Below are 16,872 nucleotides of genomic sequence, written 5' to 3'. Positions count from 1 at the left end.
TCGTTAAAATTTAAGATTCAAACCAATACTCATTACCCGGTTAGTAGGATAAGCAATACCCGTATCTTTATCCACCTCCGGATCCAGATCCGTATTAGTCAACGTAAATAAATTCTGCGCAGAGAAATACACACGCAAATTGGACATATGTATTTTATCTAACCATACTTTCGGGAAGTTGTAGCCAAACTCAAGATTTTTCATCTTCAGATAACGGACATTTGTTGTCCAGAATGTACTTTCCCAATAATTACTGTGACCAGAGTTATTTAATAAAATAGTCGGATATTTTCCAGGTATCAACTCACTATCTGCATCCCATATATCAGATAAATGCCAGGTATCTTCCATCATATACTGAGGATTATTACCTCCTCCGTGGAATGGAGCCTGTACTTCACTTGTTCTTGAATAGCTGTTAAATGCACCGCCAGTTAAGTCAAATGCTAAATCAAAACCTTTCCAATTAAAGTAAAAATTAAATGCAAAGTTCAATGTCGGAGTACTTCCGCGTTGATAGCCGATAGGACGTTTATCCATATCGTTAATAACACCATCACCATTCACATCCCGATATTTGATATCACCAGGACGTAACGTCTTATTTCCTTTACCATCATTATCGATAGGATATGAAGCTATCTCATCCCAGCTCTGGAATTGCCCTACTGCTTCATACAACCATGTCAAATTACCAAAACGTTCATCTTTACTATTGCGATATTCATCCCATGAGTTAGAGAAACGAGGTTTATATTGATGCCAATCATAGAAACGGGCATAAGTCATATTATAACCCAATGAGTAACTAAAGTCACCAACCTGATCATTCCAGTTCAATATGAGATCGTAACCGGTCGTCATATCGGAGTTCAAACTTTCTTTAGGTAAACTAAAGCCTGTTTCGGTCGGGATCAGCACATCATAACGAGACTCGGGTAAACCCGTACGTATACGACGGAAATAATCGGCAGTCAAGCTTAAACGTCCATTTAAGAAAGATGCATCAAAACCGATATCTAAAGTTTTAGCTTTAATCCAACTCAACGTAGTTACCGGAAGTCCGCGAGGTTTAGAACCGACGATATAGACTCCATCCAAAGTAGAACCACCATCGTTATATGTATATCCGGACATATAATCAAAAGCAGAGTAACCGTCTGTATTATCGTCTCCAAGCAATCCGTAAGAACCACGAATCTTAAAATCAGAGAACACCGTTGTCAACAAACTTGTATTTTTCCAGAAGTTTTCTTCCGACATTCTCCAACCTAAAGAGGCAGAAGGGAAGAATCCCCAGCGATGATTCGGCGGAAATTTCCAGGAGCCATCATAACGGGCAGAGAATTCCACTAAATATTTAGAAGCAAAATCATAAGTACCACGAAACATATATCCCAAACGAGCTTCCGTATTATTACCGGAGTTACTTAATCCTGAAATATCAGAGAAATAAAGCAAATCCAACGCATTGGTTTTAGGCAATGTATTAACCGTCAGACTTGGTGTTGAACGGGTCTTAGCCTCCATACCGACCATCGCAAACATCTTATGTTTTCCAAATTGTTTGTCATAAGCCAACTGGATATTTGACGAGTATTCTTCTACATATTTTCTTATTTCCTGACGGTAAGGATTCGAGTTTGTATACACTACATTGTATTTATCATTTATATTATCATAATCATACAAATTATAAGTATACTCATGACAGTCATATTGATTATCTGCAAAATAGTATCCAAACAAACCTTTCGCCGTCAAGCCATCCAGAATTTTATATTCCAGATTACCCGTCAACTGCATAACACGCCAGATATCCAGATTATATCCGGATTTATCATATGTAAACATACCAAAGTTCAAATCATTCTGATTCGTTTGCGCAGGGTAATCCGGATTATCATTGGCAAAAGGACGATTCACTGGCAAGTTACGGTAGGTTGCAAACATAGCAGTCCAATAATCATCGCCACCAGCAACACCTGGATTCTTCTTCTTTTCATAACGGCCATTAATAGATACACCAGCTTTAAAACGTTCGTTAATCTGTGAATCCAGATTTACCTGAACATTCGTACGATTAAAATAACCGAAATCACGAACTATAGACTGTTGATTGGTATTAGATAACGATGCATAATATGATACTTTATCAGAACCTCCGGATATATTCGCACCAACATAAGATTGTGGAGCTGTTGTCCAAATAAAATCATACCAATCGAACGGACGATAACCGGCCTCTGTCCCTTGCATCCATTTATTGTATTCTTCCTGAGTATATTTACGGTTAGCTACTCCCTGAAGAGTTTCCGATTGTACATAATTATTCAAATAAGTCTGTGCATCGGCAGGTCTGGGGAAGTTTTGTTTCTGCCATCCATAACGGGCATTTATCGATACGGTATTTTTAGTATTCTTTTTACCTTTCTTTGTAGTTACCACAATAACACCGTTAGCAGCCCGCACACCGTAAATAGAAGCGGAAGCATCTTTCAAGACAGAGATAGTTTCTATATCATTATAGTCAATCTGGTTAAACTGTCCTTCATCTGTTTGAACACCGTCGATTACATACAATGGCGTACCCATATTACGGATTTTTATACCGGTAGTAGAACCCGGACGACCATCCGTTTGACGAGCATTAATACCGGCTACTTTACCGACCAATGCACCGGAAGAAGAGACAGAAGAAGAACGAGCAATATCATCTGCTCCAACAATTGCGATAGCACTTGTTAATGACTCTTTCTTCTGTGACATACCGAAACCGGTAATAACCACCTCATCCAAAGCCTGCGCATCCTCTCTTAAAGTAATATTTACAGTTGTTCCTTTAACGGGTGTACGCTGGGTGATATATCCGATAAATGAAACTTCCAGAACTGCATTAGGGGATACTTCTAAAGAAAAGTTTCCATTTACATCTGTAATAGTACCGTTGGTTGTCCCTTTTTCAACAATATTTGCACCAATAACCGGTTCGCCTAAATTGTCGACAACAGTACCTCTGATCGCACCTTTTTGTTGCTGCGCCTTCATTACAATGGTTCCGGAATCATTTTTACTTGTGGTTTTCCTTTCATCCGGCAACAATACGATCTGATTATTCGAGATTTCATAAATTAGTCCGGTAGATTTCAGAATACTATCCAGCACCTTCGCTACAGTCTGGTTCTGGGCATCGATACTGACCCGATGAGAAAAATCAATTTTATTCTCATCATAGAAAAAGGAGTAACCGCTCGCTTTTTCTATCTGGCTGATCGCATCACTTAACAAAACATTTTCTAATTGAATTGAGAAAGACTTTGCTTGTTCATTTGAATATCCATACAAACTTGAGGCAAGAAAAAAAAGACCTATAAACAGAGGTATTCTCCATATTCTTCCACTGGCCTCATAGAACATTTGCTTCTTCATAAACTCTTATTTTAAGATTATTATAGAAATAAATTAATTAATAAATAAAGGTTAATACAATTCTCTCATTTCGTTTCTGTTACTTCATAGGCAATGTGATTTAAAAGGTTTTTACTTATGCATAATTTTCACTATATTCTTTTCATCAAAACTGTATTGGATAGGATTAGTCCGTGCCATCAGCCGGAGAATCTCTTCCAGGGGTTCATGCCTGATAGAAAAAGTATAAGCCTGGCTTTCAGGAATAAGAGGATCCAGAATGATCTTCACACCATACCATTTTGATAAATATTTGGATAGTTCTTTGATTGATTTTCGTTCAAAGTGAATGGACTCGTTCGCCCACATCACGGCAAAAAGCACATCATTTTTTTCAGTAAGGATACTGCCTTCACTTTTAGAACAGACAGCCGTCTCGCCCGGCACAATCGTTTTTGAAACCACTCCATTACCGACAACAACAGACCCGGATAACAGGCTGACATTGATATTAGGGTCATTTTCACGCGCCGCTACATTAAAGGTTGTACCGTGCACTTTGACATCGAACCCATTACTCTTGACAATAAAAGGTCGATCCGGATCTTTCTTTACATCGAAGTATGCCTCCCCTTTCAATTTGACATTTCTTGTCTGATTCCAGATTGAAGTAGAGTACTCCAAAGTTGATTCAGTATTCAACCAAACCTGCGAACCATCAGGAAGCATTACTTTCGATTTACCGGTCAAAGAAGAATAAGTATAAGCCAGGTTACTCTTATACGTCTTGACAGACAGATATCCGGTCAGTGACAGCAAAGTCAGGATTAAAATGGATGCAACTCCGGAAAGCCAACGGAAAGAAGCCTGTGGTAATTTTATAACTTTGGGTTCATTCTTCTTCATACGAAGTTCCATCTTTGCCCACAAAGCATCCACATTCGACTCATAATTAGTGCCTTCTTCTACAATTGATAACCAAAGAGAATTCAAATCATTATAGACAGACATATTCTTCCCGTCAGCAAGCCAGACATCCAAAGCGGCCTGTTCTTCCAACGAGATTTCATTTTTGAATCTCTTTATTATAATATCCCAAGGTATGTTTCTATTCATTTTTTGCATCTTATACACCGTGAGACTCAAAAAGAATAGGCACCCCCTAAAAGAGATTGTACTTTTTTAGAAAATAATTTTATTGGCGAATGATTGGGAAGGAATAAATTGCTCATATTCAAAAACGGTTACCATATCCACCAGTTTCCGAATTGGACAATAAAAAAAGAAGCGTGGAAACTGTTGACATATCGATTCTGAGGCTCTGGACTGCCCTATGACCAATATATACAACAGCCCACGCTCTCTATCTTGGTATACGCTATATTTTAGGTATATAACAAGAAAAGAGCATGAACGTTTGTTGTACCTTATCCGGTCATAGTGAAATTGTCCAGATTTCAGAATCGGATAGTATCTTAAACGCTTATGCTTTACTCGTACATTGCACAGCAGGAAACGCTTTTCCCCTTATTGCTGTACGAAGCAAAGATAAACAGAAGATTTCAATATCAAAATATATTTCCTAAACATAAAACTAATTCCACCATATAATTATCACTGGCTGAAGTCAATGACAGGTAGAATTTACTCCGTCGTGGGAAAAGAAGCGATTCTCAGACGTGCTGCTCCCATCGGGATCAATGTGATTTCGTCTACCGCTTCTGCTTTCCGGGCATCTTCATACGGCAACACACCACACAGGCCATACTCATCGACTTTCCATTCCGGAATAAGACGTCCTTTCGCTTTAAATTCCAAAGGAACAGTCGTTAATGTAAACGGATTATTATTAAAAGGCCATTCTTTACGCTCGACAGTGATCGGAGCACTGGTCTGTAAGGCGTAATTCCATGAGCTTGCCGGATAAATCTCATAAGTAGGCCATGCCGAAGCATCAGCCCCTTCCTGCCATTTCGAATCACCGATTGCTGTTTCCCGGCTGTCTTTCTGTTGATAATCTTCATCAATCTTCAATGAAAGGGAAAGAGGGCCGTAATCGACACTGACACTGTTTTTATTGACCTGCCACTGCCGGTAATTGATCTCCATAGGAACAGTAAGAACTATCTCATCGGCATCCGACCATTCACGTGTGATCCTCGCATATTTACCTGCAATCAAATCAGCATTCAACTTCTCTCCGTTAACAGTTATCGATGCATTTTTACACCATGACGGAATACGTAAATATAGAGGGAAGGTAACATTCTCCGGTGTGGTAAGTGTAAAACGGATCGTTTCCTCAAATGGATAATTCGTTTGTTCCTGTATAGTGACTTCGGTACCGTTCCCCACTTTCACTTTAGCCTTACAAGCATTGTATAAAATGGCGGCAAGTCCATTATCTGGTGTAGCATAAATCAGATTTTCGGTATAATACGGCCAACCGAAACCATGATTATGCTGGCAACAACGGCTACTGAACGGATTCATCGAAAGGAATGGCCCGCTGTTATCGATACCCGGATGATGATTTTTGGAATCACTTACCACATGATTAGGGCTGGTAATATAGCGGAGCGCTTTATAGTCGGGCATTAAGGCAGCAGGATAACTATTAAACGCCACATCTTCACAATTCTCGGCCCAGTAAGGGTCACCACTTATCTGCAACATTATTTCATCTGAAGCCATCTGCTCCACGAAACCACACGTCTCCGTACCCTGCCGGGGATCGAAAAAGCCGATACGCGCATTCTCATCCGCCCCGAACATTCCACCCGGTACTTGTCCGAATGCACGACGCACCAGACTTTGTACATTATAGCTGGCTGATAACATGGAAGAATCGCCGGTGAACATAAAATAGGTAGCAGGTTCCCGGAAACATTGAGCCACATTTACATTATGCCAGTTAGGCAACTGAGTCGATTTCGTCCAATCGGCAGTATTCTTATGTATTTTCTCTCCTAACGTAAGTAAATTATGGTCTCCTGTCCGGTTGTATAGCCAGGCAACGCTCCAAAGATTATCGCCCCCACGGCTATTTTCCCAATAACTATACAGGAAATCTTCATCAGGCACAGTTAGTAAATAATTACAGTACTTTGTCATGAAGTCGATTACGCGCTCGTCATTAGAATATTCATAATAAGATTGCATAATCCACAGGACAATCATATTCGGCCAGAAATCCTGTTTTCCGTCATTCGAATGCACCGGCCCGAAATTACCGTCCTCACGTTGGCTTTTCAGAATATTTTCAATCCAGAACCGGGCTTCATTCATCATCTCGTTATCCTGGACGATATAAGCCAGGTTAGCATATCCGCGAAGCCAGTAAGGAACTTCCTCCCATCCCCATTGGCCTCCGGTTTCCAACCACGCATTATCCTTTTTCTGCAACCATGCACTGATCTCTCCCAAATGTCCGTTCAACCCATTCCTCTGCAACTCCAGTTGTTGTTTTAGCCATCCCTCCGGCTGAATGGTTCCGGCAGGTAATTTAATAAACTGTTGCGGCTGTAGAGGAGCACGGTTACTAACATAAAAATCATTTTGTACAGCAACCGGCAACCGGTCAACCTGTTCCAATAAAGTATCCTGCGGAGCTGAGCAGGATGCACAAATTAAAGAAAGAAATAATATACTATTCTTCATAATAAAACTATTATATTTCAGGATGATCAAAACATTTGCTTTTACAAATATAGACTCCAAAAAGGCTGATACCCCCTAAAAAATATAGTTTTTTTTTACCACAAATATGAATATGAGTCGCCCAGATATACCCTGATCTTCTTAAGCGCTATCGTTATTTGTCCCTCTACCGTCTTTTCTGAAATTTGAAGTTGCTGGGCTATTTCTTTATTAGTAAGATTATCTTCGCGGCTTTTCTTAAATATCTCCCTGCATTTCTCAGGTAAAAGACATACAGCCTCTTCTATCAAACGGTATAATTCCTGCAATTCCAGGTCTGAATTATAGTCTTGTCCGATTTCCTGCGTGGAAACATCCTCCAGGTAAACAGGGATCTTTTTATCATAAGTAAATGCCTTGTTGCGGGCTGCCTGGAAAAGATAGGCTTTTAGTGTTAACTTTATTTCAAAACGTTCACGGTTTTCCCATATATAGGTAAATATATCCAAGACCAACTCTTCTGATTTTTCCCGGTCATGGATATAATAGGTAATAAAACGTTCCAATGAATCCGTATACTGATAAAACAAATGCTTAAAAGCGATTTGATCACCTTGTTTTATAAGCTTTAGCAATAATATATCGTCGTTGTTACTGCTCATTCTCTAAATCCATAGATTGTTACCACCGGCATCAAAGATACGTAAAGATTTAATAATTTATTAATAAAGATGGAATTTATTTAATATTTCGGCTTAGTATACTAACTTAGGACACTTTGCTTCCGAGCATATATAAAAATAAAAAAGTCCCACAAACTTATCGTTTATGAGACTTTTTCTTCTATTTAAGTGATTCCGGAGCGATTCGAACGCTCGACCCACGCCTTAGAAGGGCGTTGCTCTATCCAGCTGAGCTACGGAACCATCCTTATTTGCGGTGCAAAGGTAGTATTATTATTTTAATCTGCAAACCTTAAAGCCTTTTTTTTCATTAGAAGGGATAACCTACTGCAAAATGCCAGGCAAAATTACCTTTCAGATTCGGATCCAGGACAGCCCAACGCTTTTTCCCACGCATCTGAGGATCATATGCTTTCATACCCGTATCAAAACGCAGGAGGAAAAAGTCGAAATCGAGACGTAACCCCAAACCATACGATACTGCGATCTCTTTATAAAAACGGGCAAAGTCAAAATTAGCATTCTCACGGTCTTTATCCTTATGCATTGTCCAGATATTTCCCGCATCCACATAAGCTGCCATTTCAAACTTCCAGAACATCTTTGTCCGATATTCCACATTCAGATCCAAACGGATATCCCCCACCTGATCGGCAAATGTGCCTTCCGAACCGATCTGCATACTTCCCGGTCCCAACGAACGGACAGACCATCCTCGGACACTGTTTGCCCCTCCTGAAAAGTAACTGCGTTCAAACGGCAACATTTTGGCATTACCATAAGGATAACCCACTCCTACTCCAGCATGAAATGCCAGTTTATTCCGGCTATCCAACACGATACTTTTACTAAAGTCGATGTCTCCCTTTACAAATTGAGCATAATTGATTCCAAATAGACGATACAAACCTGCTTTATCTTTATCCGCATGTGATAATTTAGATATTGCATAAAGCATATTACCTGCCATTTCAAACGAAACACGTAAGGAATGAGTATTCCTCAAACGGTTCTGGGGATTATAATTAGAGAATGAATAAGTATATCCGGAACCGACTACAAACTGATCGGTGAAATTATAAAGTTTCATCGACTCAGGTAGATCCGCCTCAAAATCAGCATCTATCTTTGGCAAATGAACATAATCTATATCCAGTAATTTGAATGTATGCCGTGCCTGCATATTTGAACGATCCTGCCAAATGTAACTCCATCCGCCGGAAAGAATGGCACGACGGTATTCGGGACGCGTCTGAATGCCATAACTCACTTTGAATTCAGTAGATGCACGAATCTTCCGTTTAAAATTATCACTTACGAAAGGAAACAGGAAGCGCGGAAACAAAATAGAAGACTCCGCCCCCAACTCCCAGTAACTACTCCCGTCCGATTGCGAAGACAAAGCCTCATAAGCCCCCCGCACCTTGGCTGAAAACACTTCCGACCCTTTAAACAGATTCCTGTGCTGATAGTTCAAACTGGAAGCAAAGCCGAAATCACCGGCCGAGTTCGTCCCTTCCAGGTCGACACCAAACCCTTGCAACTTGGCAGGAGAAGTCAGGATAGTGCAATTCAGCTTCATGGTATCCCCTTCCTCCACTTCCGAAAAGCGTATATTTACATTTCGCAATGCACGAAGAGCAGCAAAAGAAGAATAGGTTTGCTCTACAGCACGCTCATTAAACAAACGTCCCGGAGTAATGTAAGTACTCTTCGATAAAATACTCGGCCGGATACTTTTCCCGTTCTTTCCATATAATATCTGCAAATCACCAACTTTTATCGTATCCGACGAAGCCAGCGTTAAATCGCTCTGTACCTGATTCAGCGGATCATAATCCGTTACGATGGTTACATCCTTTATATAAAACTGACGGTGCAACGTATCGATTACCGAACCGTCCGGCTTAAGCTGACGATAAGGTTTCAATACCATATCCAGATCCACAATATTCCGATTATAAGAGCTGTCTGCCAGATAAGCCAGATAGTCGCGGTTAAAAGCATAATATCCCCTTCGACGAAGCAATGTCGTGATCCGCTGACGTTCCTTATCCAATATATCCCTGTCAAACAAAGCACTGTCTTTTATCAGAGAATTATAATCTTCCGGAGAAACACGGAAAGCCGATGATACGGCAGAACGGCGGGGTGCCTTCAAATGAGCGATACTGTCGATCTTCGGATCATCCAGATTCATTGTATAATCATGTATCCGGTAAGGCTCATTGGAGTTAATCCGGTAAGTAACAATTGCCTTCTTCTGCCTGGATGTATCCAATACAGCAGACACTTCGGCATTCACATAGCCTTTGTTGATAAAGAAACGCCGCAACTCATCCGTCGATTGGTCTACCAACGTAGTATCGAGGATAACAGGAGGTTCGCCAATACGGCGAAGCTGTTTACTAAGCCATCGTTTCTCGTTTCGTCCCGACCAGTCGTAGACGAAAAGCTGCCATTTCATCAGTCCGAACACCTTAAAGTTGGGTTGCTGCCTGAGATAAGGCTTCAACTCATTCGCTTTATAGGATTTATTATCGGAGACGATTACCACTTTATCCAGCAGATATTCTCCGTCACCGACATATTTCGTCGTACTACAGGCGGCCAGCACCCAAACAAGGCATAGGAAATATAGTATATGGAGGATTCCCTTCATCATTCAACCTTTTACGATCGCAAATGTAGCTGAATTTAAATAAAATCCTGTACTTTTGCTTTGTAAAAAGAGTAAAGATGCTGAGTAAGTCTAAAGTAAAACAGATCCGTTCGCTGGAATTAAAGAAGTTTCGTAACGAGTTGAATGCATTTGTGGCAGAGGGAAATAAACTGGTTGCCGACATGTTGCACGCATTCGAATGTGACCTGCTGATCGCCAAACCATCCTGGATGGCAACACAGGGAGACATTTCGGCCAAAGAATTACTGGAAGCCGACGATGAAGATATCCGCAAAGCCAGTTTCCTAAAAAACCCGCAGGATGTGCTTGCCGTCTTTAAACGCCCCGCCTGGACGCTGGAAGAAGCAGACCCGGCAAAGCAACTGATCATCGCTCTCGACGGGATACAAGACCCCGGCAACCTCGGTACGATCATACGCCTGGCCGATTGGTTCGGAATCGAACATATCGTATGCAGCCAGGATACGGCAGACGTATTCAGCCCTAAGACCGTGCAGGCCACTATGGGAGCCCTGGTTCACGTAAAAGTACATTATACGGATCTACCCGCTTACCTACAGACACAAGCCGGGAAGAAAATACCTTTATACGGTACCTTCCTCGACGGAGAAAATATGTACACGAAAGAATTATCCGAGACAGGCATTATCATCATGGGAAATGAAGGGAACGGTATCCGGCCGGATATAGAAGCGCTTGTCAATGAGAAATTATATATTCCCAACTATCCGCAGGAACGGGAGACATCAGAGTCGCTGAATGTGGCAATCGCCACTGCCGTTATCTGCGCCGAGTTCAGACGTCGCGGGGGTAAAGCCGGTTAACCGGTATACTGATACCGGAGCCCCTTTTGTTACCGTATCAGCAGCAGAGATCCATTGAGCCGGGACGAAACCTTCCCCGGCCGGAAAGACAACATCCGCCGGAACCGGTATCAACGTTCCATCATAAAATTCCGTACCGGCTATCTCCTGCTCCAGAGGATATATACCGGTAAAGCATCCTTCCGCATCCAACTCCAGGTAATGCATACGATACCATTTCCGCCAGTATATATAATGTGAAGCTATCCGGCGCATACAAGATTTATTTTACTGAATCTTTGCCCGCTATATTGACAGAATCCTTAGCGATACCCGGAAGGCGTCCGTAGTTGTAACGCATCAGGTTCAGGCTATCCACATATACCTTGAAATAAGAAGTCGAGTCATCTTTTCCATCCAGACGGATAAAACCATAGATACTCTTAACCTGTTTGGTCGGCAACGTACGTAAAGTCGTTTCGTGATAGCCGTCTTTCAATATTTTATCATTAACGGTAATGACCGTATCGCCCTGATTAGCACTCAGACGGATTTCCGGACGGTTCTTCATACCGTCATTCAATCCCCAGACACGCAATCCCAGGACAAAGGAGCTACCGGATGGATAATTCGTCTCCGGCTTGATATCGATCGTTACTCCGTTAAACAGAGCTTTCGGCTCAAAGGTGAGATAAGTCAGGCGCGGCCAGATATCTACCGAGTCCTGCTTGGAAACAGGGGCGGCGCTAGCCTGCACATCGCCCAACGCTTTTTGGCGTTCATTCAGTTCCGCCAGTACCAGATCGTACACCTGCATATAGATATCCAGGTTACGTCCATACCAAACCAGGGAACTATCATAAACAGCCTGTTCTATTTTATGCTTACGGAACACTGCCTGATAAAGCGCCTCCTTCTGTGCATCATCACTGTACGCCTTATAATCCGTATTGATCACCGCCTCTGCCAACTGCATATCGATCAATACAGCCTTCATCTCCTTTTCGGAGAGAATACCGTCAGGAACCTTACTGCATGAAAACAGCAAAGCAGCACCAAACAAAACGACGCCATATCTGCGCAAACTATTCCGCATTTATTTCTTTTCCTTTTCTTTCGAGAGACTGTCCGACAAGGTATGCCGGTAAAAAATCAGCAACAGAAAAACACCTACACAGATCGCAGAATCTGCCAGGTTGAAGATTGGACGGAAGAAGACAAACTCCTCTCCTCCCCAGATCGGGAACCAATCGGGAAACTCCGTCTGGATTAACGGGAAGTAGAACATATCCACCACCTTACCATGCAGCCAGGTAGCATACCCGCCATCGGCAGGCATAAAAGTAGCCAGCTGGCCATAGCTATGGTCGAATACGACCCCGTAAAATATTGAATCTATTATATTACCGATAGCTCCTGCAAAAATCAACGCGACACACGCTATAAAGCCAAATTTGTACTTCTCCTTCACGAGCTTATACAGGTAGTACCCGATAAAGCCAACCGCAACGATACGGAATACAGATAAGAACAGTTTGCCAATCACCTCGATCCCGAAAGCCATTCCCGGATTTTCAGTAAAATACAGATAGAACCACGGAGTGATCTCTATACTTTCGTGCAACTGCATATGTGTCTTGATCCAAATTTTGAGAGCCTGGTCAAGAAGAAGGAGCAGCATTACAATCAACACTGCTCCCCAGCCTTTGGAAAATTTCATTTATCTTTTGCCTCCTTGTTTTGCTTCGATACTCAAAGTTGCATGAGGTACGGCACGTAATCTTTCTTTCGGGATCAGCTTGCCTGTTTCACGGCAAACGCCGTAAGTTTTGTTTTCGATACGGATCAGAGCCGCCTGCAAGTTCTGGATGAACTTCATCTGGCGTTGTGCCAGACGTCCGGCCTCTTCCTTCGATAAAGTAGCAGCGCCCTCTTCCAACACTTTAAAAGTCGGAGACGTATCAGCCACATCATTCCCATCAGAGTTGGTCACACCTGACCGCAGCAAGTCATAATCCTTCTTCGCCTTATCCAACTTCTCTAAAATTATGGCGCGGAACTCCTCGAGTTCTGCATCCGAATATCTTGTCTTTTCTGCCATGGTTCAATAATTTTAGGTTCAACATTCATAATATAACATCAGGCGATCCAAAGTCGCAGTCCAAATATACGACAATATTTATATGCGGCAAGGGACGCTTTTCTTTTTTAATAAAAAATCATTCTTTCTCGATACGAACCGACAGATTGAAGTCTTCAAAATCAAGCACGGTTGCATCGCTTATCGCATGATCTGTTATTTCAACAGATACAGCCAGCACCTGGTTTGCAATATATTCATTATATTCTTTAATCGCTTCATCCATTTCGTCGGAAGAAAGAACCGTAACAGTGATCTTATCGGTTATATCAAACCCATTGCTCTTACGCAGGTTCTGGATACGGTTCACCAGTTCGCGGGCCAATCCTTCCTTACGCAATTCTTCTGTTACCGTGATATCCAATGCGACAGTCAGGCGGCCTTCGTTGGCAACCAGCCATCCCGGGATATCTTCCGAAATGATTTCCACATCCGCCCGTTCGATAGTCGCTTCCTGTCCTTCCACATTCAGCGTGAATGTACCGGCAGCTTCAAAAGCCATGATATCTTCCTGGTTCATGCCCTGGATAGCGGCAGCCAGGCTCTTCATGATCTTACCGTAACGCGGGCCTAACTTCTTGAAGTCCGGCTTGATACGTTTCACCAGAATACCGGCAGCGTTATCGACAAACTTCAGATCCTTCACATTCACTTCGTTCAGGATCAGGTTCTTCACCGCCTCGATGCTTTCCTGCTGGTGGGCATCCACAACCGGCACCATGATCGTTTGCAGCGGCTGACGCACCTTGATATTTACTTTACGACGCAGAGCCAATACCATAGAAGAGACATCCTGTGCCATCTTCATACGTTCTTCCAGGTCTTTGTCGATCAATGCTTCATCATATTTCGGGAAGTCCGACAAGTGTACGGACTCTACCGTTTCGCGTCCGGTAACGGCAATCAGGTCGCAGAACAGCTGATCCCCGTAGAACGGAGCGATCGGCGACATCAATTTGGCTACAGTTTCCAGACAAGTATATAAAGTCTGATAAGCAGACAACTTATCGGTCGTCATGCCCCCACCCCAGAAACGGCGGCGGTTCAGGCGTACATACCAGTTACTCAGGTTATCGTTTACAAATTCGGAGATAGCACGTCCGGCGCGTGTCGGCTCGTATGTCTCATAATATCCGTCCACATCCTTCACCAGTGTATTCAGCAACGACAAGATCCAGCGGTCGATTTCCGGACGTTCGTTCAATGCCACATCCGGCTGCGAGTAATCGAAGCCGTCTACATTTGCATACAGGGCAAAGAAAGAATAGGTATTATATAATGTACCGAAGAACTTGCGGCGTACTTCGTCCATACCTTCGATATCGAATTTGATATTATCCCAGGGTGATGCATTCGTAATCATATACCAACGCAACGGGTCGGAACCATACTGTTCGATCGTTGAGAACGGATCGACGGCATTTCCCAGACGTTTGGACATCTTGTTACCGTTCTTATCCAGCACCAGACCGTTGGAAACAACCGCTTTGTAAGCCACGCTGTCGAACACCATCGTTGCCAGCGCATGCAGGGTAAAGAACCATCCGCGAGTCTGGTCTACCCCTTCGGCGATAAAGTCGGCCGGATAAACCGTACGGTTATCCAGTATTTCCTTATTCTCGAACGGATAATGGATCTGAGCATACGGCATCGCACCCGAGTCGAACCAAACGTCGATCAGGTCTGTCTCACGTTTCATCGGCTTACCGCTTTCAGAAACAAGGATCACCTCATCCACATACGGACGGTGCAGGTCGATCTTCTCGTAATTATCCTTATTGTATTCGCCCGGATTGAAGCCATTCACCTTATAAGGATTGCTTTCCATAAATCCGGCCTTAACAGCTTTCTCTATTTCGTTGTACAGTTCTTCCACCGAACCGATACATATTTCTTCCGTTCCGTCTTCCGTACGCCAGATAGGTAACGGGGTACCCCAATAACGGCTACGGCTCAGGTTCCAGTCCTGCAGGTTTTCCAACCATTTACCGAAACGGCCCGTACCGGTACTCTGCGGCTTCCAGTTGATCGTATTGTTCAGTTCGATCATACGGTCGCGGCAAGCAGTAGTACGGATAAACCAGCTATCCAGCGGATAATATAATACCGGTTTGTCGGTACGCCAGCAGTGCGGGTAGTTGTGTACATGCTTTTCGATACGGAACACGCGGTTCTGCACCTTCAGCATCATACATATCTCGATATCCAATGTTTCGTCTTTGTCGGTCTTTTCCGGATCGTACGCATTCTTTACGAACTTACCCTGCCACGGATCGTAATCGGCAGCGTTCATATGAGCCTGTACATACTCCGGATCCAGATCTTCCAGCAGATAGAACTTACCGGTCATATCCACCATCGGACGTCTGTTGCCATCCTTGTCGATCATCATCAACGGCGGGACACCGGCAACCTTAGCCACACGGTCGTCATCCGCACCGAAAGTCGGGGCGATATGTACGATACCCGTACCGTCTTCAGTAGTCACAAAGTCACCATTGATTACCCGGAAAGCACCTTCGCCCGGGTTTACCCACGGGATCAGCTGTTCGTAATGCATACCTGCCAGTTCCGAACCTTTCCACTCGCCGACAACCTTAAACGGGATCAGCTTATCACCTATCTTGTAATCAGATAACTCCAGATCGGCAGCTTTCGGGTTGAAATGTGCCCCCATCAAATCCTTCGCCAGTACGACCGTCATTGGCATACCGGTGTACGGGTTGTAGGTCTGAACAGCCACATACGTGATGTTCGGCCCCATACAAAGAGCCGTATTGGAAGGCAATGTCCACGGAGTAGTCGTCCAGGCCAGGAAGAATGCATCACCGAACTGTGCCATTTCGGGCTTCGGATCGAGGATATGGAATTGAGCCGTACAGGTCGTATCCTTCACGTCGCGGTAGCAACCCGGCTGGTTCAACTCGTGTGAGCTCAACCCTGTTCCGGCTGCCGGCGAATACGGTTGGATCGTATATCCCTTGTACAGCAAACCTTTCTTATATAATTCTTTCAGCAGGTACCACAGCGTTTCGATGTAACGGTTATCGTAGGTGATATACGGATTTTCCATATCTACCCAATAACCCATTTTGTCGGTGAGGTCTTCCCATTCTTTGGTAAACTTCATCACATCGCGTCGGCAAGCTGCATTATAGTCAGCGACAGAAATCTTCTTGCCGATATCTTCCTTGGTTATACCCATGGATTTCTCCACACCCAACTCAACCGGCAGGCCGTGCGTATCCCATCCCGCCTTACGGTTGACCAGGAATCCTTTCATGGTCTTGTAACGGCAGAAAATGTCCTTAATCGAACGGGCAATAACGTGGTGAATACCCGGCATACCATTTGCAGAAGGCGGTCCTTCGTAAAATACAAATGAGGGGTATCCTTCGCGGATTTCAAGACTCTTGTGGAAGATGTCGCCATCCTGCCACTTCTTCAGCACCTCTTTATTGACATTCGATAAGTCAAACTTAGAATATTCGGCAAATTTCTTACTCATTTCGCGTT

Annotated in this window: 11 protein-coding genes and 1 tRNA gene; 1 reads left to right on the top strand and 11 read right to left on the bottom strand. The window is 43.3% G+C overall.

Annotated elements, in window-relative coordinates; translation table 11 throughout:
* Positions 1–3: 3 nt before the first annotated feature.
* The 6 genes from HMPREF1536_RS15720 to tamL all read right to left on the bottom strand — a co-directional run bounded on the left by HMPREF1536_RS15720 (position 4) and on the right by tamL (position 10,395).
* Positions 4–3,429: a TonB-dependent receptor gene (locus HMPREF1536_RS15720; protein WP_044191301.1), complete on the bottom strand. Its 3,426-nt coding sequence runs from the start codon at positions 3,427–3,429 to the stop codon at positions 4–6.
* A gap of 111 nt (positions 3,430–3,540) precedes the next feature.
* A complete protein-coding gene (locus HMPREF1536_RS15715; RefSeq protein ID WP_028726195.1) occupies positions 3,541–4,524 on the bottom strand; it encodes a FecR family protein in 984 nt (327 codons plus the stop codon).
* Between the two features lie 528 nt (positions 4,525–5,052).
* Entirely contained in the window at positions 5,053–7,068 is a 2,016-nt protein-coding gene (locus tag HMPREF1536_RS15710) for a beta-L-arabinofuranosidase domain-containing protein (RefSeq protein ID WP_028726194.1), read from the bottom strand.
* A 95-nt stretch (positions 7,069–7,163) separates the two neighbouring features.
* A complete protein-coding gene (locus tag HMPREF1536_RS15705; RefSeq protein WP_028726193.1) occupies positions 7,164–7,709 on the bottom strand; it encodes an RNA polymerase sigma-70 factor in 546 nt (181 codons plus the stop codon).
* A 190-nt stretch (positions 7,710–7,899) separates the two neighbouring features.
* Positions 7,900–7,973 (bottom strand) — tRNA-Arg (locus HMPREF1536_RS15700).
* Between the two features lie 67 nt (positions 7,974–8,040).
* On the bottom strand, positions 8,041–10,395 hold the full coding sequence (gene tamL / locus HMPREF1536_RS15695; RefSeq protein ID WP_028726192.1) for a translocation and assembly module lipoprotein TamL: 2,355 nt from the start codon (positions 10,393–10,395) through the stop codon (positions 8,041–8,043).
* Between the two features lie 74 nt (positions 10,396–10,469).
* Between tamL and HMPREF1536_RS15690 the strand changes: the two genes are divergently transcribed.
* Entirely contained in the window at positions 10,470–11,237 is a 768-nt protein-coding gene (locus HMPREF1536_RS15690) for an RNA methyltransferase (protein ID WP_028726191.1), read from the top strand.
* Here HMPREF1536_RS15690 and HMPREF1536_RS15685 read toward each other — a convergent pair.
* The 5 genes from HMPREF1536_RS15685 to ileS all read right to left on the bottom strand — a co-directional run bounded on the left by HMPREF1536_RS15685 (position 11,160) and on the right by ileS (position 16,864).
* Positions 11,160–11,492, bottom strand: coding sequence for a hypothetical protein (locus HMPREF1536_RS15685; protein ID WP_028726190.1), 333 nt, complete (start codon positions 11,490–11,492; stop codon positions 11,160–11,162). The two genes, HMPREF1536_RS15690 and HMPREF1536_RS15685, sit on opposite strands and share 78 nt — an antisense overlap.
* A 7-nt stretch (positions 11,493–11,499) precedes the next feature.
* Complete coding sequence (locus HMPREF1536_RS15680; protein WP_028726189.1) at positions 11,500–12,312, bottom strand: DUF4296 domain-containing protein; 813 nt, start codon at positions 12,310–12,312, stop codon at positions 11,500–11,502.
* Entirely contained in the window at positions 12,313–12,936 is a 624-nt protein-coding gene (locus tag HMPREF1536_RS15675; RefSeq protein WP_028726188.1) for a lipoprotein signal peptidase, read from the bottom strand.
* Positions 12,937–13,317, bottom strand: a complete 381-nt coding sequence (locus HMPREF1536_RS15670) for a TraR/DksA family transcriptional regulator (RefSeq protein WP_028726187.1) — start codon at positions 13,315–13,317, stop codon at positions 12,937–12,939.
* A 118-nt stretch (positions 13,318–13,435) separates the two neighbouring features.
* Entirely contained in the window at positions 13,436–16,864 is a 3,429-nt protein-coding gene (ileS, locus tag HMPREF1536_RS15665) for an isoleucine--tRNA ligase (RefSeq protein ID WP_028726186.1), read from the bottom strand.
* Between the last annotated feature and the right edge of the window lie 8 nt (positions 16,865–16,872).

It is taken from the genome of Parabacteroides gordonii MS-1 = DSM 23371 (assembly GCF_000969825.1).
Lineage (GTDB): Bacteria > Bacteroidota > Bacteroidia > Bacteroidales > Tannerellaceae > Parabacteroides > Parabacteroides gordonii.
Note: the sequence above shows the minus strand (reverse complement) of the source record. Positions and strands in the feature narration are given on the sequence as shown.